Annotated in this window: 24 protein-coding genes; 8 read left to right on the top strand and 16 right to left on the bottom strand. The window is 69.5% G+C overall.

All coding sequences use genetic code 11. From position 1 onward, the window contains the following. Window positions 1-42 precede the first annotated feature (42 nt). Both GQE99_RS16485 and GQE99_RS16490 read right to left on the bottom strand, forming a co-directional pair. Window positions 43-948 carry a cation diffusion facilitator family transporter gene (locus GQE99_RS16485; protein ID WP_161352726.1) on the bottom strand — a complete coding sequence of 302 codons (906 nt, stop codon included), beginning with the start codon at window positions 946-948 and terminating at the stop codon, window positions 43-45. A 59-nt stretch (window positions 949-1,007) separates the two neighbouring features. Further along, a complete protein-coding gene (locus GQE99_RS16490) occupies window positions 1,008-1,517 on the bottom strand; it encodes an SH3 domain-containing protein (RefSeq protein ID WP_161352727.1) in 510 nt (169 codons plus the stop codon). Window positions 1,518-1,645: 128 nt separating this feature from the next. Between GQE99_RS16490 and GQE99_RS16495 the strand changes: the two genes are divergently transcribed. Further along, the gene (locus GQE99_RS16495) at window positions 1,646-2,632 is read left to right on the top strand and encodes a 2-hydroxyacid dehydrogenase (protein ID WP_161352728.1); all 987 of its coding nucleotides are present in this window, start codon (window positions 1,646-1,648) and stop codon (window positions 2,630-2,632) included. Here GQE99_RS16495 and GQE99_RS16500 read toward each other — a convergent pair. Continuing rightward, a complete protein-coding gene (locus tag GQE99_RS16500) occupies window positions 2,629-3,540 on the bottom strand; it encodes a DMT family transporter (protein WP_161352729.1) in 912 nt (303 codons plus the stop codon). The genes GQE99_RS16495 and GQE99_RS16500 overlap by 4 nt on opposite strands. A gap of 154 nt (window positions 3,541-3,694) precedes the next feature. On the opposite strand from GQE99_RS16500, the gene GQE99_RS16505 reads away from it, so the two are divergent. From GQE99_RS16505 to GQE99_RS16515, 3 genes are read left to right on the top strand one after another with little or no spacing between them, the layout of a single operon-like run. Further along, the gene (locus GQE99_RS16505; protein ID WP_161352730.1) at window positions 3,695-3,859 is read left to right on the top strand and encodes a hypothetical protein; all 165 of its coding nucleotides are present in this window, start codon (window positions 3,695-3,697) and stop codon (window positions 3,857-3,859) included. Window positions 3,860-3,864: 5 nt separating this feature from the next. Then, the gene (gene hemP, locus GQE99_RS16510) at window positions 3,865-4,017 is read left to right on the top strand and encodes a hemin uptake protein HemP (protein WP_407943802.1); all 153 of its coding nucleotides are present in this window, start codon (window positions 3,865-3,867) and stop codon (window positions 4,015-4,017) included. 11 nt (window positions 4,018-4,028) lie between these two features. Beyond that, window positions 4,029-4,472, top strand: coding sequence for a hypothetical protein (locus tag GQE99_RS16515; RefSeq protein WP_161352732.1), 444 nt, complete (start codon window positions 4,029-4,031; stop codon window positions 4,470-4,472). Window positions 4,473-4,475: 3 nt separating this feature from the next. Here GQE99_RS16515 and GQE99_RS16520 read toward each other — a convergent pair whose 3' ends face one another. The 3 genes from GQE99_RS16520 to GQE99_RS16530 all read right to left on the bottom strand — a co-directional run bounded on the left by GQE99_RS16520 (window position 4,476) and on the right by GQE99_RS16530 (window position 6,855). Continuing rightward, complete coding sequence (locus tag GQE99_RS16520) at window positions 4,476-5,408, bottom strand: pirin family protein (RefSeq protein ID WP_161352733.1); 933 nt, start codon at window positions 5,406-5,408, stop codon at window positions 4,476-4,478. Window positions 5,409-5,520: 112 nt separating this feature from the next. After that, entirely contained in the window at window positions 5,521-6,261 is a 741-nt protein-coding gene (locus tag GQE99_RS16525) for a YebC/PmpR family DNA-binding transcriptional regulator (protein WP_161352734.1), read from the bottom strand. 150 nt (window positions 6,262-6,411) lie between these two features. After that, on the bottom strand, window positions 6,412-6,855 hold the full coding sequence (locus tag GQE99_RS16530) for an Lrp/AsnC family transcriptional regulator (protein WP_161352735.1): 444 nt from the start codon (window positions 6,853-6,855) through the stop codon (window positions 6,412-6,414). Window positions 6,856-6,936: 81 nt separating this feature from the next. Between GQE99_RS16530 and GQE99_RS16535 the strand changes: the two genes are divergently transcribed. Genes GQE99_RS16535 through GQE99_RS16545 form a run of 3 tightly spaced genes read left to right on the top strand, consistent with a single transcriptional unit; the run spans window position 6,937 to window position 10,478 of the window. Further along, the gene (locus tag GQE99_RS16535) at window positions 6,937-7,530 is read left to right on the top strand and encodes a LysE family translocator (RefSeq protein WP_161352736.1); all 594 of its coding nucleotides are present in this window, start codon (window positions 6,937-6,939) and stop codon (window positions 7,528-7,530) included. Between the two features lie 31 nt (window positions 7,531-7,561). Beyond that, complete coding sequence (locus tag GQE99_RS16540; RefSeq protein WP_161352737.1) at window positions 7,562-9,343, top strand: SLC13 family permease; 1,782 nt, start codon at window positions 7,562-7,564, stop codon at window positions 9,341-9,343. 7 nt (window positions 9,344-9,350) lie between these two features. After that, the gene (locus GQE99_RS16545) at window positions 9,351-10,478 is read left to right on the top strand and encodes a tetratricopeptide repeat protein (RefSeq protein WP_161352738.1); all 1,128 of its coding nucleotides are present in this window, start codon (window positions 9,351-9,353) and stop codon (window positions 10,476-10,478) included. A gap of 58 nt (window positions 10,479-10,536) precedes the next feature. Here GQE99_RS16545 and GQE99_RS16550 read toward each other — a convergent pair whose 3' ends face one another. From GQE99_RS16550 to mgtE, 4 genes are all read right to left on the bottom strand, one after another. After that, window positions 10,537-12,315 (bottom strand): SLC13 family permease, encoded by a 1,779-nt coding sequence (locus GQE99_RS16550; protein WP_161352739.1) that lies wholly within the window; start codon window positions 12,313-12,315, stop codon window positions 10,537-10,539. A 67-nt stretch (window positions 12,316-12,382) separates the two neighbouring features. Then, complete coding sequence (locus GQE99_RS16555; RefSeq protein WP_161352740.1) at window positions 12,383-13,195, bottom strand: TIGR00282 family metallophosphoesterase; 813 nt, start codon at window positions 13,193-13,195, stop codon at window positions 12,383-12,385. Between the two features lie 68 nt (window positions 13,196-13,263). Then, window positions 13,264-13,818, bottom strand: a complete 555-nt coding sequence (locus tag GQE99_RS16560; RefSeq protein ID WP_407943800.1) for a 5-formyltetrahydrofolate cyclo-ligase — start codon at window positions 13,816-13,818, stop codon at window positions 13,264-13,266. Then, on the bottom strand, window positions 13,815-15,197 hold the full coding sequence (gene mgtE, locus GQE99_RS16565; RefSeq protein WP_161352741.1) for a magnesium transporter: 1,383 nt from the start codon (window positions 15,195-15,197) through the stop codon (window positions 13,815-13,817). Before mgtE ends, GQE99_RS16560 begins: the two co-directional genes overlap by 4 nt. A gap of 123 nt (window positions 15,198-15,320) precedes the next feature. On the opposite strand from mgtE, the gene guaD reads away from it, so the two are divergent. Beyond that, complete coding sequence (gene guaD, locus GQE99_RS16570) at window positions 15,321-16,607, top strand: guanine deaminase (RefSeq protein ID WP_161352742.1); 1,287 nt, start codon at window positions 15,321-15,323, stop codon at window positions 16,605-16,607. A 4-nt stretch (window positions 16,608-16,611) separates the two neighbouring features. On the opposite strand, the gene GQE99_RS16575 is transcribed toward guaD, so the two are convergent. From GQE99_RS16575 to GQE99_RS16600, 6 genes are all read right to left on the bottom strand, one after another. Next, window positions 16,612-17,919 carry an HlyD family type I secretion periplasmic adaptor subunit gene (locus GQE99_RS16575; RefSeq protein WP_161352743.1) on the bottom strand — a complete coding sequence of 436 codons (1,308 nt, stop codon included), beginning with the start codon at window positions 17,917-17,919 and terminating at the stop codon, window positions 16,612-16,614. Further along, window positions 17,919-20,066 carry a type I secretion system permease/ATPase gene (locus tag GQE99_RS16580; RefSeq protein WP_161352744.1) on the bottom strand — a complete coding sequence of 716 codons (2,148 nt, stop codon included), beginning with the start codon at window positions 20,064-20,066 and terminating at the stop codon, window positions 17,919-17,921. Before GQE99_RS16580 ends, GQE99_RS16575 begins: the two co-directional genes overlap by 1 nt. Next, window positions 20,063-21,445 carry a TolC family protein gene (locus GQE99_RS16585; RefSeq protein WP_161352745.1) on the bottom strand — a complete coding sequence of 461 codons (1,383 nt, stop codon included), beginning with the start codon at window positions 21,443-21,445 and terminating at the stop codon, window positions 20,063-20,065. The genes GQE99_RS16580 and GQE99_RS16585 overlap by 4 nt, the downstream gene beginning before the upstream one ends. 133 nt (window positions 21,446-21,578) lie before the next feature. Next, the gene (locus GQE99_RS16590; RefSeq protein ID WP_161352746.1) at window positions 21,579-21,959 is read right to left on the bottom strand and encodes a DUF3307 domain-containing protein; all 381 of its coding nucleotides are present in this window, start codon (window positions 21,957-21,959) and stop codon (window positions 21,579-21,581) included. Then, window positions 21,956-24,115: an STAS domain-containing protein gene (locus GQE99_RS16595; RefSeq protein WP_161352747.1), complete on the bottom strand. Its 2,160-nt coding sequence runs from the start codon at window positions 24,113-24,115 to the stop codon at window positions 21,956-21,958. The genes GQE99_RS16590 and GQE99_RS16595 overlap by 4 nt, the downstream gene beginning before the upstream one ends. Beyond that, window positions 24,105-24,821, bottom strand: a complete 717-nt coding sequence (locus tag GQE99_RS16600) for a Crp/Fnr family transcriptional regulator (protein WP_161352748.1) — start codon at window positions 24,819-24,821, stop codon at window positions 24,105-24,107. The genes GQE99_RS16595 and GQE99_RS16600 overlap by 11 nt, the downstream gene beginning before the upstream one ends. Window positions 24,822-24,882: the final 61 nt, after the last annotated feature.

The following is a 24,882-nucleotide window of genomic DNA, read 5'->3' on the forward strand; positions in this document are numbered from 1 at the left end:
TTCTCCGACAGCCCTCGGAAATCCCGCGGCGCGCCGCGCGCCTCAGCGCCGCGAGGGGTCGTCCGGATGCGGCTCGACCCCGACCGGGTCCTTGTGGATCAACACGTCCGTCTCGGGAAACTCCTTCAGGATCGCGCGCCTGAGCGCCGCCCCGATCGCGTGTGCCTCGTCCAGCGTCTGTTGCCCGTCCAGCTCGATATGCAGGTTCACGAAGGTCATCGACCCGGCGGTCCGGGTCTTGAGGTCGTGAAACCCGTGCACCCCCGGAAACCCGCGCACGATTTCCTCGATCCCCGCGATGGTTTGCGGGTCCGCGGCCCGGTCCATCAGCGCGTCCCAGGCCCCCTTGAAGATGTTCACGGCCCCCATCGCCAGGAGAAGCGCCGCCCCGATCGCGACGATGTTGTCGATCTGCGGCAGGTCGAACGCGGCCGAGGCCCAGAGCGACCCGATCGCCCCGATCGCCGGCACCACGTCGCCCAGGTGGTTCAGGCTGTTGGCCATGATCACTCGGTTGCCGGTCCTGCGCGCCACCCGCCGTTGCCAGATCACGAGCCCGAGGCTCAACACGATCGAGGCGACCATCACCACGATCCCGCGCCCCTGGTTCTCGAGCTGCATCGCCTCGCCGGCCAGCATGCGCGTCACGGCGGCCCAGGCGATGATGCCGGAAGAGACGAGGATGAACAGCGACTGGGCGAGCGCGGCCAGGTCCTCGGCCGAGCTGTGGCCGAAGGCGTGGTCCTCGTCGGCGGGCCGCGCGGCATAAAGGATGGCGGCGATCCCGGCGAAGGCGGTCATCACGTCCAGCGCGCTGTCGGTCAGGGACGCGGCGACCGAAAGCGCCCGCGTCTCCCCAAGCGCCCAGAGCTTCATGCCCACGAGCACGACCGCGACCACGGCCGAGCCGATCGCGGCGGTGATGTTCATGTTTCGGGTATCGGACATGGCGCGCTCTCGGTTTCGCGCTCACCTGTTATCGCAGGGGCGTGCGGATCGGAAGACCGTCAGTCGAAGACCTCGCCCGGCGTCACGCCCCAGAAGGCCGCCTTCTCGGCCCAGCCGCGGTGGCCGGCGACCTTCACCCGGCACCAGACCGGCCCGCATTCGTCGAGATGCACGATCACCCCGACCTCCAGCCGCGCCTTGACCTGCGCGTCGGGCACCGCGCGCGCCCGCACGGGGGTCAGGTCGCGGTCGACGATGCCGGTGCGCGCGCCGGACAGCAGCGAATAATGGACCCAGCCGCCGACCCCGTCGCGGTCCTGCACCCGGCGCCAATGGCCGAATTCGCCGGTCACGGTGAGCGGCATGCCGCGGCGGGTGTAGACCCAGTCGATCTTGTGGGTGAGCGAGGGGCCGCGCCGCACGTTGGCCTTGTCCGCCTTGAGCGACACGAAGCGGGGCATCGGCAGGTTGGTGACGGGGCCGCGCTCGGCCGCACGCGCCTCGGCCGCGGAAATCAGAAGTCCCGCCACGAGGGCCGTCAACGCCAGAACTGCGCTTACCTTGTTCATTGCTCTGCCCGTGAACGCGTGTTGTCGATTATTGGCCGCGCAATTTTATTACCTGCGCTTGTGCCTGTTTGCGTTCGCTGACAGGATGCCACCAGAGCGACGTGAAAGAAAGCCATGGGAGGCGGTGAATGGCGCGAGGGCGTTTGAGTGTTGTCGTTACGCGACGGTTGCCGGAACCGGTCGAGGCGCGGATGCGCGAGCTCTTCGATGTCGAACTCAACGACACCGATGCGCCGATGAGCCGGGATGCCCTGGCCGACGCGATGCGCCGGGCCGACGTGCTGGTGCCCACGCTCACCGACCAGATCGACCAGGGGCTCCTGGCCCAGGCGGGCGACAAGCTGAAGCTGATCGCGAACTACGGCGCCGGGGTCGACCACATCGACGTGTCCACCGCCCGCCAGCGCGGCATCCTCGTGTCCAACACCCCCGGGGTGTCCGCCGACGACACCGCGGACATGGCGATGGCGCTGATCATCGCGGTGCGCCGGCGCCTGCCGGAAGGCATCCGCAAGATGGCCGCCGACGAATGGACCGGCTGGTCGCCCACCGCGATGCTGGGCGGCCGGATCGCGGGCAAGCGGCTGGGCATCCTGGGCATGGGGCGCATCGGGCAGGCGGTCGCGCGCCGGGCCAACGCCTTCGGCATGCAGGTGCATTACCACAACCGCAAACCGCTCCACCCGGACATCGAGGCCGAGCACGAGGCGACCTACTGGGAAAGCCTCGACCAGATGGTGGCGCGTGTCGACGTGCTGTCGATCAACTGCCCGCACACCCCCTCGACCTTCCACCTCCTGAACGCCCGCCGGCTGAAGCTGATGAAACCCGAGGCGGTGATCATCAACACCTCGCGCGGCGAGGTGATCGACGAGAACGCCCTGACCCGCATGCTGCGCGCGGGCGAGATCGCGGGCGCCGGGCTCGACGTCTTCGAACACGGCTTCAAGGTGAACCCGCGCCTGCGCGACCTGCCCAACGTGGTGCTCCTGCCGCACATGGGCTCGGCCACGATCGAGGGCCGCATCGAGATGGGCGAGAAGGTGCTGATCAACATCAAGACCTTCGACGACGGCCACCGCCCGCCCGACCTCGTCGTGCCGGGGATGCTCTAACCCTTCGCCTCGTTCGCCCCCGGCGTCACCCGGCGCTTCAGTTTGTGTTCGCGCCAGGTGATGAAGCTCACCGCGGTGATGATCATGCCGCCGCCCGCGATCACCCAGGGGTCGACGCCTTCGCCGAAGACGATGGCCCCCAGCGCGACCGACCAGACGAGCTGCAGGAACGTCACAGGCTGCGTCACCGTGAGCGGCGCGGCCGCGAAGGCCAGCGTCATGGTGAAATGCCCGGCCGTCGCCAGCCCCGCGACGGCGAAGAGCCACATCACCTCGGTCGGCGTGGGCGGCACCCAGACGGCCAGCGCGAAGGGCGTGAGCCCGATGGTCACCGTCACCGACAGGAGCACCACGATCACGAAGGGCTCGATCCGCTTCGCGATCGGTCCGAGAATGAGATAGGCCACCGCGAAGGACACCGCCGTGCCGATCATCGCGAAATGGCCGGGCAACAGCTCGCGCACGCCCGGGCGCAGCACGATCAGCGCGCCCAAAAGCGCCACGCTGATCGCCATGAGACGGCGAAAGGCCAGCTTCTCGCCCAGAAACAGCGCGGCCCCCAGCGTGACGAAGACGGGGTTGAGGTAGTTGATCGCGGTCACCTCCGCGATCGGGATCTGCGTCATCGCGTAGAACCACGCGATAACCCCGGCGGTATGGAACACCCCGCGCACCACCAGCAGCCCCAGCGTCTTTCCGTCCAGCCGGATGCGCAGCACGCGCGGCAGGAACGGCAGGAAGAAGATGAGCCCCAGGGCGTAGCGCAGGAACGCCGACTCGGCCGCCGGCAGCCGACCGCCGGTCGCCTTCACCACCGCGGTGAACCCGACGAAGAGCAGCCCCGTCACCACCATCCAGAAGATGCCGACGAGGGGACGCGATGCGGGGGAGGGCGCGGTGTCTGCCATGGCGACACGTGACCCGACGGGGCGACAAGGTGCAAGGCGGAAAGGCGAAACCGGGCCATTGACTTATCTGAGTGTTTTTGTCAGCTTTAAGAAAATCCCCTCAAGCCAGCCGGCCCCGCCGGACCAGCCAGAGGTCTGCTCGAGGACGTGACACATGAGACACGCGCAAGACCAGGGCCGCGCGCCGGCCCGCGATGACATGGCTTCGGCCGGCCGCTCCGACCTCATCGACCTGCTCTCGGAGGCGGGGCTCGGACAGGGCTACGGGGTGGAGTGGATGCTCGACCGGATCACCGAACCGCGGGAGGATGCACGATGAACGCGATGGCGCCCGCCGACCGGACCCGCGAAACGCCGTGCCCGCTGCACCGGGCCGAGGAACTGACCCTCGGCGGGCGCACGGCCAAGATCATGCTGGGCGACGCGCTCTACACGCTGCGCATCACCCGCGCCGGAAAACTGATCCTGACGAAGTGATGGACGGCGCGATGAACCCCCGCGGGGGCGCCGCCGTCGCCCGGCTCGACGAGCTGGGCGCGATCGAGGCGGGTGCGGTCCTCTGCCTGCGCCTGTGGTGTGCCGGGCCCGACACGCCCGAACGCCGCGCCTTCGAGGCGGAGGCGGGCGACCACGGCGGGCGCGCGGCGCTCGCCGCCATCGGCGGGCTGTGCGACATGATGCGCGCCTACGGCCGCCGCCCCCTGATGCGCCACGACATCGCCTGCGGCTGCGTGGGCGGGGACGAGGCCTGCCTCGCCCGGATCGTGGAGGCGGCGACGGCCGGGGACCGGGACGACGCGATGCTGATGGCCACGCTGCTGGTGCGCGCCGACCTGGCCTGCGGCTTCGTGGCGTTCGCCGAACAGGCGGGCGTCGCGCTGGCGCGCCTCGCCGTCACCCCGGCCACGCCCGCCCCGTCCCGGTTGCACTGACCGTCAGGGCAGGGGGACGAACTCTTCCGTGTCGCCCGGCGGCAGGCGGAACCGGTCCTCGGCCCAGGCGCCGGTCGCCCAGGCATATTTCGCGGCCTCGATCCTGTCCTTCGAGGACGACACGAAGTTCCACCAGATGTGGCGCGGCCCGTTGAGCGTCTCGCCCCCCAGGAGCACCAGCCGCGCCCCTTCGGGCCCGGCGGTGAGCGTCATCGCGTCGCCGGGGCGGAACACCATCATGCGTCCGGCCTCGAACCGCTCGCCCGCGATCTCGACCGCCCCGGTCAGAACGTAGGCTCCGCGATCCTCGTGATCGTCCGGCAGGGGCGCGCGCGCCCCGGGCTCCAGCGCCACGTCGGCATAGAACATGTCGTGGAACGTCGTGACCGGGGCCCGTTCGCCCCAACCCCGTCCCATGACGAGCCGCAGGCGGATGCCTTCGGCCTCCAGCACCGGCAGCGCGGCTTTCCCGTGATGCTCGAACGAAGCGGGGCGATCTTCCTCTTCCTCCGGCAGGGCGACCCAGGTCTGGATGCCCAGGAGCGACGAGGGTCCCTTGCGCGTCTCGGCCCGCGTACGCTCGGAATGGGTCACGCCTTCACCGGCCACCATCCAGTTCACCTCGCCCGGCCGGATCAGCTGCCGCGTGCCGAGCGAGTCGCGGTGTTCGAAGGCGCCGTCGAACAGGTAGGTCACCGTGCCCAGCCCGATATGCGGATGCGGCAGCACGTCGAGCCCCTGGCCGGTCACGAACTCCGCCGGCCCCGCCTGGTCGAAGAAGACGAAAGGCCCCACCATCCGCCGCCCGGCGGCAGGCAGGGCGCGGCGCACCTCGAAGCCGCCGATGTCGCGGCTGCGCGGCACGATCACCGTCTCGATCGCATCGAGCATCGCGGGGTCGGGCAGACCCGGGGTCAGCGCGGGGTTCCAGCTCATCGCGGCCTCCTTTCCGGTTTCCTCCAGAATGGGGCCGATACGCGATCGGTAAAAGAAAAACCGGCGCACAGGGCCCGTGCGCCGGTTCGAATGTTCGAAAAGGCTCCGTGCCTCAGAGCTGCTCCATCACCTCGTCCGACGCTTCGAAGTTGGTCGTGACGCGCTGCACGTCGTCGTCGTCCTCGAGCGCATCGATCAGCTTCATCAGCTTCTGCATGTTCTCGAGATCCATTTCGGTCGTCGTCGTCGGCTTCCAGATCAGCTTGGTCGACTCGCTCTCGCCCAGCTCGGCCTCGAGCGCGTTCGACACGTCGTTGAGGTCGGTGTCGGCGCAGTAGATCACGTGCCCGTCCTCCGAGCTCTCCACGTCCTCGGCACCCGCTTCGATCGCGGCCATCATCACCGTGTCCGCGTCACCGACGCTGGCCGGGTAGACCACTTCGCCCTTGCGCTCGAACATGAAGCCGACCGACCCGGTCTCGCCCAGGTTGCCGCCGTTCTTCGAGAAGGTCGAACGCACGGTCGACGCGGTCCGGTTGCGGTTGTCGGTCATCGCCTCGACGATCACCGCCACGCCGTTGGGGCCGTAGCCCTCGTAGCGGATTTCCTCGTAATCGTCGCCTTCACCGCCCTGCGATTTCTTGATCGCGCGGTCGATCACGTCCTTGGGGACCGAGTTCGACTTGGCTTCCTTCACCGCAAGCCGCAGGCGCGGGTTCTTGTCCGGGTCCGGGTCGCCCATCTTCGCCGCGACCGTGATTTCCTTCGCGAGCTTCGAGAAAAGCTTCGAGCGCGCCGCATCCTGGCGCCCCTTGCGATGCTGGATGTTCGCCCATTTTGAGTGGCCAGCCATGGCAACCTCCGAGGGTAGAATTTCGTCGCGCCTCTATATGGCACCGGGCAGGGGCGGGGCAAGAGCACTCGGGCGGGCCGGTCCCCCTTCTTCGTTTTCGAAATACCTCGGGGTGCGGGGCAGAGCCCCGCTGGCGGCGCGCGCCACCCCTCAGCCGCGTTCGTCCTTGGGCGATCCCACCACCACGTAGGACGACATCTGCCGCACGCCCTCGATGGCGCCGACCACGTCCGTGTGCACCCGCTTGTAGGCGGCCAGATCGGCCGCCTCCACGCGCAGGAGATACTCGAACGTGCCCGTGATGTTGTGGCACTCCACCACCTCGCGGCAGGCCGAGGCCGCGCGCTCGAACCGTTCCTGCGCCGCCTTCGAATGATCGGCGAGCCCGACCATGAGATAGGCCACGAACCCGGCCCCGAGCTTCGCCGGATCGGTCACGGCCCGGTAGCCCGTGATGACGCCCGCCGCCTCCAGCGCCTGCACCCGGCGCAGGCAGGCCGAGGGCGACAGCCCCACCCGGTCGGCAAGCTGGGTGTTCGCGATGCGCCCGTCGCGCCTGAGCTCCTGCAATATTCGCTGGTCGATCCTGTCCATGGGTCCGGATCATTGCAGAGAATCCGCGCGATGCACAGCAATTCGCAACCAAGAGGCGCGGGAACTGGCGATAATTGCGCCATGACCACTGATCTCGTCCTCGCGCTCGCGGGCTTCGCCGCCGTCTCCTCGCTCACCCCGGGGCCCAACAACCTGATGCTCATGGCATCGGGGGCGAATTTCGGCTTCCGCCGCACGGTGCCGCACATGCTGGGCATCGGGATCGGCTTCACGCTGATGATCGCGCTCGTGGGCGCGGGGCTCATGGCGCTCTTCGACCTCGTCCCGGCGCTGCACACGGCGCTCAAGGTCGGTGCGGTCGTCTACATGGCCTGGCTCGCCTGGAAGATCGCCCATGCCGCCGCCCCGGGCGACGCGGGGGCGAACGCGCGCCCGATGACCTTCCTCCAGGCCGCCGCCTTCCAGTGGGTGAACCCGAAGGCCTGGTCGATGGCGCTCACCGCCATCGCCGTCTACGCGCCCGAGCGCACCCTGCTCGCCGTGATCTCGGTCGCGCTGGTCTTCGGCGCGGTCAACCTGCCGGCCGTGTCCTGCTGGACCATCGTCGGCGGGCACATCCGGCGCTGGCTCACCGGCGCGCGGCGTCTGAGCGTGTTCAACTGGTCGATGGCGGCGCTTCTGCTCGCCTCGCTCGTGCCCGTGCTTCTGGCGTGACGCAGACCGCCGGAGGCGCTAAGCCTTTGGCATGACATTCGAACAGATCACCCTCTTCGCCCTCTTCGTGGGCGTCTTCGGCCTCCTCCTGTGGGGCAAGTTCCGCTACGACATCGTGGCCTTCGGGGCCCTCATTCTCGGCGCCATCATCGGCGTCGTGCCGAAAGAGGACGTGTTCTCGGGCTTCGGCCATTCCGCCACCCTGATCGTCGCGCTGGTCCTCATCGTCTCGGCCGGGCTCGTGCGCTCGGGGGCGGTGTTCCTGATCACGCGCACGCTGGTCGACAGCACCCGCCGGCTGGGCGCGCACATCGCCATCATGGGGGCGATCGGCGGCGTGCTCTCGGCCTTTATGAACAACGTGGCCGCGCTCGCGCTCCTGATGCCCGTCGACATCCAGACGGCGCGCAAGGCGGGCCGCGCCCCGGGCCTCAGCCTCATGCCGCTCTCCTTCGCCACCATCCTGGGCGGCATGGCCACGCTGATCGGCACCCCGCCCAACATCATCATCGCCTCGATCCGCGAGGATTCGCTGGGCCAGTCCTTCGCCATGTTCGACTTCGCCCCGGTCGGCGCGCTCACCGCGCTCGTGGGGCTCGTCTTCGTGGCCCTCGTCGGCTGGCGACTGATCCCCGACGCGGCCCAGGGCGGCGCGGCGATCGACCCGATGGAGGATTACTCGGAATACACCGCCGAACTCGTCGTGCCGGAGGACTCCAAGCTCATCGGCCAGCGGGTCGAGGACCTCTACGGCGAAGCCGACGCCTACGACGTGCTCATCGTCGGGCTCGCGCGCGACGGCAAGCGCAAGTACGGCAACCAGCGCACCACGAAGATCGAGGCCGAGGACACCCTGGTGATCGAGGCCACGCCCGACGCGCTCGACGAATTCCGCGCGGCCCTGTCGCTCAACTTCGCCGATTCGAAGCGCGAGGAGCGGCTGCGCGCCGACGGGGCGGGCCTGTCCAAGATCGAGGTGGTGGTCACCGACGACAGCCGCATCGCGGGCAAGACGGCGCAGTCCATCGGGCTCAACTGGCGCCGCCACGCGGTGCTGCTGGGCATCCGCCGGTCGGGCAAGAAATTCCGCTCCAAGATCTCGCGCACGCCGGTGCGCCCGGGCGACATCCTGCTGCTTCTCGTCCCCAACGGGTCCGAGAACGCCGTGACCGAATGGCTGGGCTGCCTGCCCATCGCGCAGCGCGGCCTCGCCGTGACGCTGGAGCGCAAGGTCTGGTTCGCGATCGGGCTTTTCGCCGTGGCGGTCGCGGCGGCGAGCCTCGGCTGGGTCTACCTGCCCGTGGCCCTGGGCGCCGTGGTGATCGGTTACGTCCTGACCGGCATCGTGCCACTGAACGAGCTCTACGATCACGTCGAATGGCCGGTCGTGGTGCTCCTGGGGTCCATGATCCCGCTCGGCGCGGCGCTGGAGTCGGCCGGCGGCACCCAGCTCATCGCCAACGGCCTCGTCTCGCTCACCCAAGGGCTTCCGGCCTGGGCGGTGCTCACGCTGCTGATGGTTGTGACGATGACGCTCTCGGACGTGCTCAACAACACCGCCACCGCGATCGTCGCGGCACCCGTGGGCATCCAGATGGCCGACACGCTGGGGCGCAACCCGGACCCGTTCCTGATGGCGGTGGCCGTCGCGGCCTCCTGCGCCTTCCTCACGCCAATCGGCCACAAGAACAACACGCTGATCCTGGGTCCGGGCGGCTACCGCTTCGGCGACTACTGGCGCATGGGTCTGCCGCTCGAGGTGATCGTCGTGTCGGTGTCGATCCCGCTCATCCTCGTGTTCTGGCCGATGTGAGGGCGCGATGGACCACGCGGCCCTCGTCGACGCGATCCTGAAGCGGGGCGACCTGACCCTCGCCCCGGACGAGGTCGCCGTGCTCGAGGCCGCGCCGCCCGACTACCTGCCCGCGCAGCGCATCCTGGGCGCGCATGCCTTCAACACCGGCGACATGGCGCGCGCCGTGGACCTCACCCGCGCCGTCTTCGACCGCGACCCGACGCGCGAGAACGCCTCCAACCTGATCTCGGCCCTGACCCGCGCGGGCCGGGTGGACGAAGCCATCGCGCGCGCCCGCGATCCCGCCACCCCGATCCCCGAGGTCCAGCGCGCAAGCCACCTCTCCGAGCTCCACGGGCGCCGGGGCGACGCGGAGGAAAACCGGCGCTGGTCGATCCGCGCGCTCGAACTCAAGGACGCCGAGGCCCCGGTGATCTCCGACCGCCCCGACCCGGTGACGCGCCCCTTCGATCCCGAACGGCCCACGCGCAACATAATCTCCTACGCGCTCTGGGGCACGGATCCGCGCTACCTCGAGGGGGCCGAGCGCAACGCCATCGTCGCGCGCCACCTCTACCCGGGCTGGACGCCGCGCTTCTACATCGACGACAGCGTGCCGGCCGCTACCCGCCGCGCGCTCGGCGACAACGGCGCGCAGCTGCGCATGGTCCCCAAGCTCCCCGCGCGCCGGTTCGGCCTGTTCTGGCGCTTCCTCGTGGAAGACGACCCCGAGGTCGACCTCTACGTCGTGCGCGACGCCGACAGCGTGCCCTCGATCCGCGAACGCGTCGCGGTGCGCGACTGGCTCGCCTCCGGCCAGCCCTTCCACGTGATGCGCGACTTCGCGACCCATTCGGAACTCGTGCTGGCCGGCCTCTGGGGCGCCCACCGCGGCAACCTGCCACCGATGGGCAAACGCATCCTCGCCTTCGCCAGGGAGCGCGAAAAGGTCCTCAACTCGCGCGTCGACGACCAGCTCTTCCTGCGCCGCGCGGTCTGGCCTTACATGCGCGGCCGCGCCTTCGTGCAGGACAGCTGGTTCGGCTACGGCGAAAGCGCCCCCTTCGACCCCGACTACCCGCTCCCCGGCCGCATGCACATGGGCCAGGACGATTACACCCACCGCCACGCGACACGGCGCAACCGCCCCTGATCCCCTTCATCGTTCCGAAAAATACTTCGGGGGTGCGGGGGCAGAGCCCCCGCGCGCCTCACAGCGGCCAGATCAGCGGAATCAGCGCGCTCGTCAGGAGCCCGATCGACAGGTTGAGCGGAATGCCCACCTTCAGGAAATCGGTGAACTTGTAGCCCCCGGGGCCATAGACCAGCGTGTTGGTCTGGTAGCCGATCGGGGTCGAGAAACTGGCCGAGGCCGCGATCATCACCGCCACCACCAGGGGTCGGGGATCGACCCCGATCGCGGTGCCGATCCCGATGGCGATCGGGGTGACGACCACCGCCACCGCGTTGTTCGACACGAGCTCGGTGAGCACCGATGTCAGCAGGTAGATCGACCAGATCACCAGGAAGGGCGGCAGCGTCTCGATCGTGGGGGCGATCCCGCGCGCGATCAGTTCCACCGCGCCCGAGGCGTCGAGCGCCGCGCCGATGGCCAGCATCGAGAAGATCAGCGCAAGGAGCCGCCCGTCCACCTGGCTGAACGCCTCGTCCGCGTCCACCGCGCGCGTCAGGAACACCACCGCCACCGCGACCACGGCCAGCGCCAGGATCGGCGCCACGCCCAGGCCCGCGAGCGCCACGATGCCGAAGAGCGACAACAGCGCGATCGGCGCATGCCCCCGCCGGAACGCCCGGCCCGAGGGCTTCGTCACGTCCACCAGGTCCATGTCGGAGGCGAGCCGCTGGATGTCCTCCGGCGCGCCTTCGAGCAGCAGCGTGTCGCCCACCCGCACCGTGATGTTGTCGAGCTGCTGGCCGATGTTCTGGTTCCGCCGGTGCACGGCCAGCGGATAGACCCCGTAGCGGCGCCTCAGCCGCAGCTGCCCCAGCTTGCGCCCGATCATCTTGCAGCCCGGCGAGATCAGCACTTCCACCGTGGTCGTCTCGACCGCCGACACCTGGTCGACGCGCTTTAAGCTCTTGTTGCGCTGAAGCGACAGAAGCTCGGTCATCTGGGTCCGGAGCACCACCCGGTCGCCGACCTGCAGTTTCACGTCCTCGAGGTTGCGCCGCAGCGATATGTCGCCGCGCACCACGTCGATCAGCCGCACGCCCTCGCGCTTGAAGAGTTGCACCCCCAGCACCTCGCGCCCGACGAGGTTCGAATCCGGCGGGATCACAGCCTCGGTGAAGAACTTCTTGCGCGACCGGTCGGTGAGCAGGCTCGCCATGCTGGAGCGCTCCGGCAGAAGCCGGGGCGCCACCACGTAGAGATAGGCCATGCCCCAGGCCACGACGATCAGCCCGAGCGGCGTGATCTCGAAGATCGAGAAGGGCTCCAGCCCGTTCGATCGCGCCACGCCGTCGACCAGCAGGTTCGTCGAGGTCCCGATCAGCGTCAGCGTGCCCCCCATGATCGCGGCGTAGGACAGCGGGATCAGGAGCTTGGAGGCCGCGATGTCCAGCCGTCGCGCAAGCTGCGTGAAGACCGGGATCATGACCACGACCACCGGGGTGTTGGAGACGAAGGCCGAGGCGAAGATCACGAAAAGCATCAGGATGCCCAGGGCCACCGCCGGACGCGCCGCGGCCTGTCCCTCGGCAAGACTGGTGAACCAGTCGAGCGCCCCGGTGCGCACCAGCGCCCCCATGATGATGAACATGCAGGCGATGGTCCACGGCGCCGGGTTCGACAGCACCGCCAGCGCGTCGGGGTAGGGCAGGATGCCGGTGATCAGCATCACCGCGACCCCGCCGATCGCCACCACCTCGGTCGGGAAGATCTCGCGCAGGAACAGGAGGAACATCACGCCGACCACGATCAGCGCCACGACGGGTTCCGCGCCCTGGGGAAGTTGGAAAAGGTTCATTTCACCCCGATCTCGACCGGGTCATTCTGCCCGCATGGCCCGATTGGAGCAAGCGCGCCCTGTGCGCTCAGGGGGTCGACGCCTGCAGTTTTCCGCCATCTCGCACCATCACGATCCTGGTGGCCTTCCCGGTCTTGTCGTCGGTCTCGACGTAGATGCCCGACAGCGTCGCGCTCTCGTTGGCCGGGTTGAAGCGCCCCTTGGCCATGCCGGTGACGAAGCGGCGCAGCGGCTCGGCCTTCTCCATGCCGATCACCGAATGGTAATCGCCGCACATCCCCGCATCGGTGAGATAGGCGGTGCCGCCCGGCAGGATCATCGCGTCCCCGGTCGGCACGTGCGTGTGCGTGCCCACCACGATGCTCGCGCGCCCGTCCAGGAAATGGCCCATCGCCATCTTCTCGGACGTGGCCTCGCAATGCACGTCGACCAGCGTGGCCTGCACCGCGCCGCCCAGGTTGAAGGGCTTGAGCGCGCGTTCGATATGGCCGAACGGATCCTCGAAGGCGCGCTTCATGAACACGTTGCCCAGCACCTGCGCGACCAGCACCCGCCGTCCCCGGTGATCCTCGAACACCCGGGCCCCGCGTCCCGGCGCGTCCTTGGCGAAATTGAGCGGCCGGATGATCCGCGTCTCGCCCTCGCAGTAGGACAGCATCTCCTTCTGGTCGAAGGCGTGATCGCCCAGCGTGACCACGTCGGCCCCCGCCTCGAACAGAAGCTTGGCATGGGCCTCCGACAGGCCGGCCCCGTTCGTCGCGTTCTCGCCGTTGACCACGACGAAATCGAGCGACCATTCCTTGCGCAGGGCGGGCAGGCGGTCTGCGACGGCCGTGCGCCCGGCCCGGCCCATCACGTCACCGAGAAACAAAATCTTCATGCGGTCTGGTTAGAGTTTCCCACGCCGGAGAGCAAGCAAGGTCGCGCGCCCGCGCACGCGCGGCCCCGTTACGTGAACCGCAGCGTCTCCGCCTCCGTCACGATCGCGTCGAGCGGCTGATCGGTGGGCTCGAGCGGCAGCTCCTCCAGCTCCTGCGCGGCATAGGCATAGCCCACGGCCACCGTCGGGCGCACCGCGCGCAACGCCTCGAGCGTGCGGTCGTAGAACCCCCCGCCATAGCCCAGCCGGTTGCCCGCCCGGTCGAAGCCCACCAGCGGCACGATCAGCACCTCGGGCACCACCTCGTCGCCCTCGGCGGGCCAGCGCGTGCCGAACTTCCCGTCGATGAGCGGGGTCTCCGGGGTCCAGGCGCGGAAGGAAAGGGGATGGCCCAGCGACGGCGTGATCGGCACCCCCACGGGCCCTTCGGTCGCCAGCTCCGCCATGATCGGCAGCGGGTCGATCTCGGTCCCGATGGGCAGGAACCCGGCGATCGGCCGCCCGGCCAGCGGGGCGAGCGCCGTGCGCAGCCGCGCCTGCGCGAAGCGGTCGCGCTCCGGGTCGTGGGCTTCGTCACGGGCGGCAAGCGCCGTGCGGCGGGCTTCGGCCTTGTCCAGCGTCACAGCAGAACGATCCCGGCCAGCCCGAGGAAGGCGAAGAACCCGACCACGTCCGTCACCGTGGTCACGAAGGTGCCGGAGGCCAGCGCCGGGTCGACCTTGAGCCGTTCCAGCAGCACCGGCACCAACACGCCCGACAACCCTGCAACCAGCAGGTTGATCACCATCGCCGCCGCGATGACACCCGCGAGCATCCAGGTCCCGAACCACACCACGCCCACGAGCCCCATGACGAGCGCGAAGACCGCCCCGTTGATCAACCCCACGGCCGCCTCGCGCCGGATCACCCGCCAGAGGTTCGAGGAGGTAAGGTCCTTCGTCGCGATGGCGCGTACCGCGACCGTCAGGCTCTGGGTGCCCGCGTTACCGCCCATCGAGGCCACGATGGGCATCAGCACCGCCAACGCCACGAAGCTCGCGATCACGTCCTCGAAGATCGCGATGACGAGCGAGGCGATGATCGCCGTGACAAGGTTCACCCCCAGCCACGGCAGCCGCGCGCGCACCGTGTCGCGCACCCGGTCGGTCAGGCTCGTCTCGCCGACGCCGGCCAGGCGCAGGATGTCCTCTTCCAGTTCCTCGTCGAGGATGATCATCGCGTCGTCGATGGTGATCACGCCCACCAGCCGGTCGTCCTCGTCCACCACCGGCGCGGAGATCAGGTGATACTGGTTGAACGCGTAGGCGACCTCCGCCTCGTCCTGGTGGACCGGGATGGTGCGGAAACTGTCCTCCATGATCTCGGTCAGCTTCGCGGTCCGCGGGCTCGCCATGATCTTGCCCAGCGTGACATAGCCCGTGGGCCGCATCCGCGGGTCCACGAGGATCACGTGGTAGAACTGGTCGGGCAGGTCGTCATGCGCGCGCATGTGGTCGATCACGTGGCCCACGTCCCAGTGCTCGGGTGCGGCCACAAGCTCGCGCTGCATCAGGCGGCCGGCGGATTCCTCCGGGTAGGCGAGCGATTGCTCGACCGCGGCCCGGTCGGTCGCGGCCAGCGCGTCCAGGATGATGTCGCGCTGCGGGTCGTCGAGGTCCTCGATCAGGTCGACCACGTCGTCCGATTCGAGATCGCGCACCGCGTCCGCCAGCACCTCCGGGTGCAGCGCGGCGATGATGGATTCGCGGATGCCCTCGTTCAGTTCCGACAGGATCTCCCCGTCGAACTCCATGCCGTAGAGCTGCACCAGCCGGATGCGCGTGTCCTCGTCGACCTGCTCGAGAAGGTCGGCGATGTCGGCCGGGTGGATCGGGTCGAGCAGCTTGGCCAGCGCCTCGCTGTCGCCCTCGCGCAGCGCGGCCAGGATCGGCTCGACCGTGTCGCGGTCGAGCGCGTAATCGTCATCCTCGAGAAGTTCCTCGGTGATCAGGTCTTCCGCCATCTTGCACCTCGCCCGTTGTCGCGGGCGACCTTAGGCGATGGGCGCAGCGAGATACAGGGGAAAGGCATGGACCTCGCCCCCACCGCGCCCTAGGCTCGCGCGGCAATCACACACGGACCTCCCATGAAACTGATCCTCGGCCAGACCCTTTCCTTCTTCGCGGACCCGTTCGAGGCGGGACCGGACGAGGCCGCCCTGTGGGACCGGCGCGGGGGCGTCGTGGTGGACGACACCACCGGCACCATCGTCGAGGTCGGGCCGGCCGATGCGCTGCGCCGCGTGTGGCAGAACGCCGAGGTCGTGGACCACGGCGACGCGCTGATCCTGCCCGGTTTCATCGACGCCCACGCGCACTACCCCCAGACCGGCATCATCGCGAGCTGGGGCAAGCGGCTGATCGACTGGCTCGACACCTACACCTTCCCCGAGGAGGCCCGGTTCGGCGACCCCGGCTACGCCGCCGAGATCGCGGCGCGCTACTTCGACCTCGTGCTCTCCAACGGCACGACGACGACCGTGAGCTTCTGCACCATCCATCCCGAAAGCGTCGGCGCCTATTTCGCCGAGGCCCAGAAACGCGGCATGCGCGTGGTGGGCGGCAAGACCTGCATGGACCGCAACGCCCCCGACGACCTGCGCGACACGGCGCAGTCGGCCCAAGACGACTCCAAGCGGCTGATCGACCGCTGGCACGGGCAGGGGCGGCTGAGCTACGCCATCACGCCGCGCTTCGCCCCCACCTCGACGCCCGAACAGCTCGAAGCGCTGGGCGCGCTCTGGGCCGAGCACCCCGACTGCCTCATGCAGACCCACCTCTCCGAGCAGACCGAAGAGATCGAGTGGGTCATGGGCATGTTCCCGGAGGCGACCGATTACACCGACATCTACGACCGCTTCGGTCTCCTGCGCGAAGGCGCGCTGATGGGCCACGCCATCCACCTGTCGACCCGCGAACGCGACCGGCTGCGCGAAGCGGGGGCGAGTCTCGTCCATTGCCCGACCTCGAACACCTTCATCGGCTCGGGCCTTTTCGACATGGCCGGGCTCAAGGCGGAAGGCCACCGGATCGGGCTCGCCACCGACACCGGCGGCGGCTCGTCCTTCTCGATGCTGCGCACGATGGCGGCGGCCTACGAGGTCGGGCAGCTGCGCGGCGCGCCGCTCCACCCGGCCGAGCTTCTGTGGCTCGCGACCGCGGGGTCGGCCAACGCCATCGGCATGGGCGGCACGATCGGCACGCTCGCCCCGGATTACGAGGCCGACCTCGTCGTCCTCGATCTCGCCTCGACGCCGGCCATCGAACAGCGGGCCGCACGCGCCGACTCCATTTGGGAGCAACTCTTCCCGACCATCATGATGGGCGACGACCGCGCGGTCACGGCGACCTACGTGGGCGGCCAGCGGGTCTGAGACGTCAGCGCTCGCGCAGCGCCTCGCTCCCGACCCTGAGAAACGGGTTCAGGAGATAGTCGAGCACCGTCTTGCGCCCCGTCTGGATGTCGATCTGCGCGACCATCCCGGGGCTTATCGGGTTGCCGCCGAGCGCCGTCTCGTCCGTCCGGATCGTCACCTGGAAGAAGGCGTTGCCGTCCGCGTCGGTGACCGTGTCCGCCCCGATCCGCTGCACGGTGCCCTGAAGCGATCCGTAGACCGTGTAATCGAACGCGGTGATCTTGACCGAGGCCGGGTCGCCCGGGCGGATGAAAGCCACGTCCTGCGGCGTGATCCGCGCCTCCACCAGCAGATGATCGTCCACCGGCACGATCTCGATCAACGGGTCGCCCGGACCGACCACCGCGCCGATCGTGGCCACGTTCACCGTGTTGACGATCCCGCGCACCGGCGCGCGCAGCGTGGTGCGCGTCACCCGGTCCTGCGCCGCGCGCAGCGTCTCGCGCAGAACCGAGAGCTCCGCCTGCACCCGCGCCAGCCGTTCGCGCGCGGTCAGCACGTAGGCCCGGCGCGAGGTCTCGATCTGGTTCTCGGCCTCCGCGATGGCCGCCTCCAGCCGGGGCAGGCGCGCCCGGCTCACCGCAAGCTCGCCCTCGAGCTCGGCAAGCCGCGTCTCCAGCCGCAGAAGCTCGATCTGCGTGATCGCGCCACTGTCCACGTAGCCGCGCGTGAGGCGCACCTCCTCGGCCAGCGGGGCGATCTGGCCCTCGAGCTTGGCGATCATCGCGCGCGCTTCGCCCAGCTCCGCGCGCCGCTGCGAGAGCTGGTCGTTCAGCACGTCGAGCTCGGAGGACAGCTGCGAGCGGCGCGACGCGAACACCTCGCGCTCCGCGGCCACCGCCTCCGGTGCACGCGCGGTGAGGCTTTCGGGGAAGGCGAGCGTCGCGCCGCCCTCGGCCTCCGTCCGCACCCGAAGCCGTTCGGCCAGAAGGGCGGCTTCCTGTTCCAGAAGCTCGCCGCGCCGGGCACCGGCCGTGGTGTCGTCGATGCGGATCAGGGGCGCGTCCGGCTCCACCGTTTCGCCCTCGTCCACGAGGATCTCGCGCACGATCCCGCCCTCGAGGCTCTGGATCACCTGCACCTGCTGGCTGGGCACGACACGTCCCTGTCCGCGCGTGACCTCCTCGATCTCGAAGACGGCCGCCCACCACAGGAACCCGGCGATCCCGGCCACCAGCGCGGCCAGGAGAAGCGTGCCGCCCCGGCCTTCGCCCTGCGGGCGCACGCCCGCGCGGTTCACGAAATCCTCGTCGACCGACGGCCCGAACATCACGCACCTTCCTTGGTGCGCGCGAGCGCGGCCTGCTGTAGCCGGCCCAGCACCTTCTGGCTCTCGCCGTCCAGCACCTTGCGGCCCTTGTCGAGCACCACCATCCGCCCCGCCAGCGCGGCCAGCCCGGGGCGGTGGGTGCACAGGATCAGCGCGGTGCCGTCCTCGCGCAGCGTTGAAAGCCGCTCGGTCACCTGGGTCTCCATGTCCCGGTCCATCGCGTTCGTCGGCTCGTCGAGGAACAGCACGCGCGGCCGGCGCAGGATCAGGCGGGCGAGCGCAAGGCCCTGGCGCTGACCGCCCGACAGGTTGCCGCCGCGCTCGCCGATGAAGGTGCCCAGCCCGTCGGGCAGCGTGGCGACGAACCCGTCCATGCCGGACAGTTGCAGGGCGCGCGCGATGTCGTCGGCGCCGGCGCGCGGCGCACCGATGGTCAGGTTCTCGCCCAGCGTGCCGGTGAAAAGCTCCGGCTCCTGCGGCAGGTAGCCCACGCCCCGGCGCAGCTCGGCGGGGTCGTACTGGGACAGGTTCTGCCCGTCGATCAGCACCGTGCCCTGCTGCGGGGCGAGAAGCCCGGACAGGAGCTTGCCCAGCGTCGACTTGCCCGATCCCACCCGGCCCACGAGCGCCACGATCTCGCCGGGGGCCACGGCCAGGTCGAGCTCCGCGATCGCGGGCACGGTCGATCCGGGATAGGTGAAGCCCAGACCTTGCGTCTCGACCCGGCCCGCCCGAATCGTCATGCGGCTTTCGATCGCCGCCTGCCGCTCGGGCGCGACGGCCATGAGCGCCGTCAGCGTCTGCATCGAACGGCGCGCCTGGTGGGCGCGGAAGATCGTCTGCGCGATGGCCCCCAGCGGGGCAAGCGCGCGGCCCGACAGGATGTTCGCCGCGATCAGCGCCCCGATGGAGATCCGCCCGTCCGAGATCAGGAACACGCCCCAGGTGATGATCGCGATGCTCACGCCCTGCTGGATCACGCCTGTCCCGTTCGCGGCGAAGTTCGACCAGAACCGCGACCGCCCCGACACCCGGGCCGACGCGGCGGTGGCCGCGTCCCACTCGCGCTGCATGACAGGTTCGGCGTTGAGCGACTTGACCGTCTCCAGCCCCGCCAGCGCCTCGATCAGCACCTTCTGGCGCCGGTTCGCCGCCGCTTGCGCGCGCGCCACGGCCGCCCCCATCGGGATCTGCGCCACGACGGCCAGCGCCAGCATCACCGGGATCGCGGCCAGCGGCACGAAGGCCAGGGGCCCCACGATGATCCACAGCACGCCGATGAAGATGAAGATGAACACCAGGTCGATGAGCGCGACGAGGCTCTGGGAGCCGAAGAATTCGCGCACCGTCTCGAAGTCGCGCAGGAAGGTCGCGGTGCCCAGCGCGCCGCCCGGCATGTCGGCGGGCCTGAGCGCGAGCGCGTGCCGGAAGAGCGCCGACGAGATGCCCACGTCCAGCCGCCGCCCGATCCGCTCCAGCACCCCCGCGCGCACCGAGCGCAGCGCGAAGTCGAGCGCGATGGCGATGCCCACGCCCAGCGCCAGCGTGCCCAGCGTCACGAAGGCGAGGTTCGGGATCACCCGGTCGTAGACGTTCATCACGAAGATCGGCAGCGCGAGCCCCAGAAGGTTGATCGCGAGGGCGGCGATGACGATCTGCACCCACGCGCCGCGGTTCTCCTTCATCGGCCGCCAGAACCAGTGGCCCCCCGGCGCCTCCCCGTCCGTCTCCGCCGTCTCCTCGGCGGTGACGAGCATCGCCTGCCGGCGCGCCCTGTGGCGCAGCTCGCGCGCCGTGAGTTCGCTTTCCAGCCCGCCCCGCGCAGGCTCCGCGATCCGCATCCGGCGCGGGTTCGAGGTGATCGCGGTCAGGATGAAGGGGGTGCCGTCGAAGTCGAACAGCACGGCGGGCAGGGTGGCCGGGTCCAGCCGGTCGGGCCGCCGCGTCACCATCCGGGCGCGCAACCCCGCGCTTGCCAGCGCCTGCGACAGGATCTCGGGGCGCCGCGTGTCCTCGCCGCCCGGCAGCCGCGCGCGCGCGGCGTCGTCGGTCCAGGCGCGGTCATGATGGTCGGCCAGCCACGCGGCGGCGGCGAGCCCGGCGTCGGCCTCGTCCCCTGCCTGCGCCGTGGCTGTCGCGTCCATCATTTCAGGTCCGGGATCTCCGTCGCGAAGACCGAGCGGGGCCCGTTCTCGACCGCCCGCGCCTCGAAGTCGGGCATCAGGGCGGTCCCGGCATTCTTGATCCCGAAATGCTCGGCCAGTCGGCTTTCGACGGCCAGGATCTGGTACTGGTTGAAGGCGTATGAGGCCTCGGCGCTGATGTCCTCGAAGCGTGCGTTGAACCACGTCGCCTCGGCGTCGAGCACCTCGAGCAGCGACCGCGTGCCCGCCTCGAACTGGGTGTAGTACTGGTCCGCGGCCCTGCGCGAGGCCGCCAGCTGCCGATCGAGCAGCACGGTGCGCTCGATGTTGGCGTTGTAGGCATACCACGTGGTGGCGGCGAGCTCGCGGGTGTCGAGCATCGCCTCGTCGCGCTCGGCCATCGCCTGCACGATGCGCATCTTCGCCGCCCGCGTCTCGGCCTTGCGCCCGCCCGCGAAGATTTCCCATTCCGCGCCCACGGCGGCATAGGCGTCATAGGCCGCCCCCGGCACGCCGTTGCCGTTGAGCCCCGCGTTGGCGCCGACGCGCGCCGTGACCTGCGGCAGGCGGCCCGATTCCGTGACCTCGACCCCGTATTCGGCCTGCTTCACGCCCGCGTCCGCGGCCTTCACCGACAGGCTGCGCCGGACGGCCCGCGCCGTGAACGCCTCGCCGGTAAGCGGTAGGTCGTGGACCCATTCGATCTTCATCGGCCCGTGCGGCGCGTGGCCCACGATGGCCTCGTAACGCGCCTGCGACGAGCGCAGGGCCTCCTCGACCTGCACCAGCGCCAGCCGGGCCGACATGACGCGCCGTTCGGCGTCGAACCGGTCGGACGAGGGCAGGCGCCCACCCTCCACGAGGTCCGCCACGCGGCCCGAGATCTCCCGGTGGCGCGCCACGTTCTGGCGGGACACGGCCACCAGCTGCTGATGGCGCAGCACGTCGATATAGGCCTCGACCGCGCTCAGGGCGAGCGTCTCCGAGGCGTCGAGCAGCCGGAACACGGTCTCGTCCACGCGGGCCGCGTCCCGGTAGACCTCGTTGGCACGCCGGAACCCGTCGAAGACGACGTAGGCCGCCTCGACATTCGCGCGCGCCGCGGCCGACACCCGGTTGTTGTTCGCGGGCGAAAGCCGCGCGGGATCGTTGTAGTAGTAGACACCGGCCTCCGCGCTCGCGGTCACGGTGGGCAGGAAATCACGCTCGCGTGCCAGAAGATCGAAGGCGGTCGCCCGGGCCTCGGCCTCGCGGACCTTCGCGGCCGGGTTTTCGGTCACCGCCGCGCGCACCGCGTCGCGCAGGCTCTCGGCGGCCACGGGCGCGCCGAGGGTCGCACAGACGCCAAGGCCCGCCAGAAGCGCTCGCATACGCCAAACCATCATGTTCTCCCGCGCCGGGCCTTCCCCTGACCCCGGCGTCATTCAAAGTCGCAAAATATAACTTCGAGAATAGGGATATGTTACGCCGTCGCAATCGGCGCGTACGAATTGGAACATCTCGTACGTGTATGTGTCAGCCAAACCACAACAGGACGGCGACCACGCCCACCAGCGTCGCCTGGTGGCAGAACTGGTCCAGCCCGTGGAAGACCCAGTATTCGCGCCGGTTGGGGTCGGGCTTGCGCATCCGGGTGATCCGGTCCTTGGCATAATCGATGTGGTAATGGATCACGATCTCGCCCACCGACACGAGCGCCGAGAGCACCGGGTCGAAGCCGGTCAAGATCAGCACGACGAAGGTGAAGACCCCGTGCAGGCCCGCATGCGCCAGACCGCCGGGATGGCCGTAATTGCCCTTGTTGCGGATCATCCAGACCGTCTGCAACGCGTAGTCCGCGAAGAAGTGTTTCACCTGCAGAAGCAGGATCACGAAGAGGATGAATTCCGGCGTCATGATGCGCGCTGTCCCAGTATCTTGTTCGTGCGATCGAGCTTTTCAGCCAGACCTGACGCCATCGCCTGATGCCAATACGCGGCCAGCCTGGGGTCTTTGTCCTGCAACTCACGCAACTTGTTGTCCGACAGACGGTAGACCACCGCGTCCGTATCGGCAACGACGTCGGCCGTCCGCGCCTTGCCCGCGTAGCTCGCGATCTCGCCCACGATCGCCCCGGGGCGCTGCTTCATGACACGAAGCGGCCTGTCATCGCCCGTGCGGATCCAGACCGACAGCATGCCGCGCTCCAGGAGGTAGACATCGCCCGACATCTCGCCCCGCGTCAGGATGCGGGTGCCCGAGCGCACCTCTTCGCGGGTCATCTCGTCGAAGAGCCGCCGCGCGATCGCCCCGTCGCCGATCAGCGCTGTGAGTGCCGAAAGCGCGTCGTCCGGCACGTCGCCCCCGGGGCGCGCGCGGGCGATGAGGGCGGTCTCGGCCTCCTCCATCGCGGCATCGGTGGTGGGGGCGGTCGACAGCCGGTCGGTGTCCTCGACCAGCCGCGCCCGGGCGATGTCGCGGGCGAGCGTTTCGTTGAGGTCGGACAGCACCACGTCCACGTCGCGCTTCTGGGCGAGGATGTCGAGCTTGCGCAGGGCGGCAAGCGCGGAGGCGTCCATCCGGCTCACGCGGCTGAAGTCGAGAATGACGGTGCCCGGCGCCGCGTCGCCCTCGATCAGGTCGCGGATGTGCGACGACACCCGTTCGATCGATCCGAAGAACAGGAACCCCTGCAACGTGACCACCGCGACCTCGTGCCCGTGGGCGCGCAGGAGTTCCACCTGCTGCGGCCCCCGGTCCACGGTCGAGCGCAGCACCGACAGGTCGGACGAGCCGCGCACCACCGGCAGGCGGGCATAGGACACGGCGAAGATCAGCGAGGCGGCCATGATCCCCAGCACGACGGCGCCGGGCATGCCCACGACGACCGAGGCGGCGATGATCGCGAAGGCGAGCAGCCACTCGGCCAGGGTCTGCTCGTGTCGGGTGAAGACCCACCACTGGCCCACGATCGAGGCCCCGAAGAAGATCAGCAGCCCGCTCGAGACGAAACCCGGCACGTAGGCCAGGATATCGCCCGCGAAGAGGATGCCCAGGGCCAGCACGGCGCAGGTCACGATGCCGGTCACGCGCCCCGAGGCGCCCATGAAGCGCGCCGCGATCGTGTTGGAGGTGTTGAGAAAACTCACGGTGCTGCCCCACAGCCCCGTCACGATGTTGAGCGTGCCCTGCCGCACCAGCTCGCGCCGCTGGTCCATGTCGCGGCGCAGGGTCAGCTCGACCCCGGTGATGTTGAGCATCGCGGAGAACAGGCTGACCACCGCGGCGGCGAGGATCGCGGGCAGGGCGGCCAGCACCGCCCCCGGGTCCACGTCGCCCGGCCGGACCGGGGACGTATCCGTCGCGGCGGGCCGCGTCGGCAGGAACCCCGCCGCCCGTGCGCCCTCCGGCGTCACGCCCGTCACGGCCAGCACCGCGTAGAACCCCGCGAAGGCCAGGACCAGCGCCGCGCCCAGCCCCATCGTGCGCCAGCGCAGCGTGATGACCCACAGCACCGCCGCGAAGCCCGCGGCCAGCATCAGGGCGGGCAGGGCGTCGGGAACGCCCGCGCCGCCGGCCGGCAGGCACATCCCGCCCTCGCAGGTCATGCGCACCGCCGAGATCACCAGAAGCGCGCCGGACGCCGCGAGGTAGCCCGAGGACACCGGGAAGGGCACGAGCTGCACGAACCGCGCGAGGTTCAGCGCGGCGACCGCCACCATCGCGGCCCCCGTCAGCAACGCCGTGATCCCGAGAATGGCGAAGACCGTCGCCACCTTCGCCTCGGGTCCGGCGGTGAGCGCGATGATCGAGGGCAGCAGGATCGCCACCGTGGCGTTCTGCACGTTCGCGAAGGCGGGCCCCACGAAATAGCGCCCGAGCATCAGCGACCCGGTGCCCAGGATGCCGCTCAGAAGGAAGACCGCCGTGGCGTAGGGGGCGCCGGCGGCGAGCGCGCCGGTGAAGACAAGGCTCGCCAGTGCGATCGCGCGGCTCAGGTTGTCGAAGCCCAGGACAAGCCCGGCGACGGCGGGGCGCGCTATCCGGCCCCGCGCACCATGCTCAGGCGACATGTCCCGAGGAATCCGCGGGTGCCGACAGCTTGCGATTGGCCTCGATCAGCTTTTCCTTGGTCGAGCGCGCCAGGTGCACCGACAGGCTCGAGGCGAAATCCGCATCCGTCTCGGCAAGCGAACGCAGGGTCGTGCCGGAAACGGTGAAGATGCGCGACGGCTCCGTGATCGTCACGGTGGCCGAGGCGGGGGCCGCCTCCATCACGTTCATCTCGCCCACGAACCCGCGCTTGATCTCGGCGATGTCGGCCCCGCCGGATGACACCTTGGCCGACCCGTGCAGCATGAAGTGCAGATGGGTGACGCACTCGTTCTCCTCGGTGAGCGTGGTGCCCGCTTCGGCGTTCGACCACACCCCGCGGTTCAGCAGGTTGCGCGCCGTCGGCTTGGCCATGCGCGGCAGGCCGTAGGCGATCAGCGTCTGCTCCTCTTCCGAGAAGTTCAGCCGCGAATTCTGGATGTAGATGCGCACCAGGCCGAAGACCGAGATCACCGCCCAGGCGATCTGGAGCGCGCCCGCGGGCCAGTTGAAATTGGTCGCCAGACCCAGGAGCACCAGCAGGCTGCCGACCAGGTTCAGCGCCGGAAAGGTGTAGCCCGAGCCCTTGATGGTGCCCAGCTGCAGCAGGAGATAGGCGATCAGGTAGAACCCGACCCCGATGAAGCCCGCCAATTCGAGAAGTGTCAGACTGCCCACGACGATCATGGACCAGACCTAGCTTGTATGACCCATGCAGAAAAAGAGTAAATCGCGCCGGGGCCGCGAT

The organism is Maritimibacter harenae (assembly GCF_009882975.1).
Classification (GTDB): Bacteria; Pseudomonadota; Alphaproteobacteria; order Rhodobacterales; family Rhodobacteraceae; genus Maritimibacter; species Maritimibacter harenae.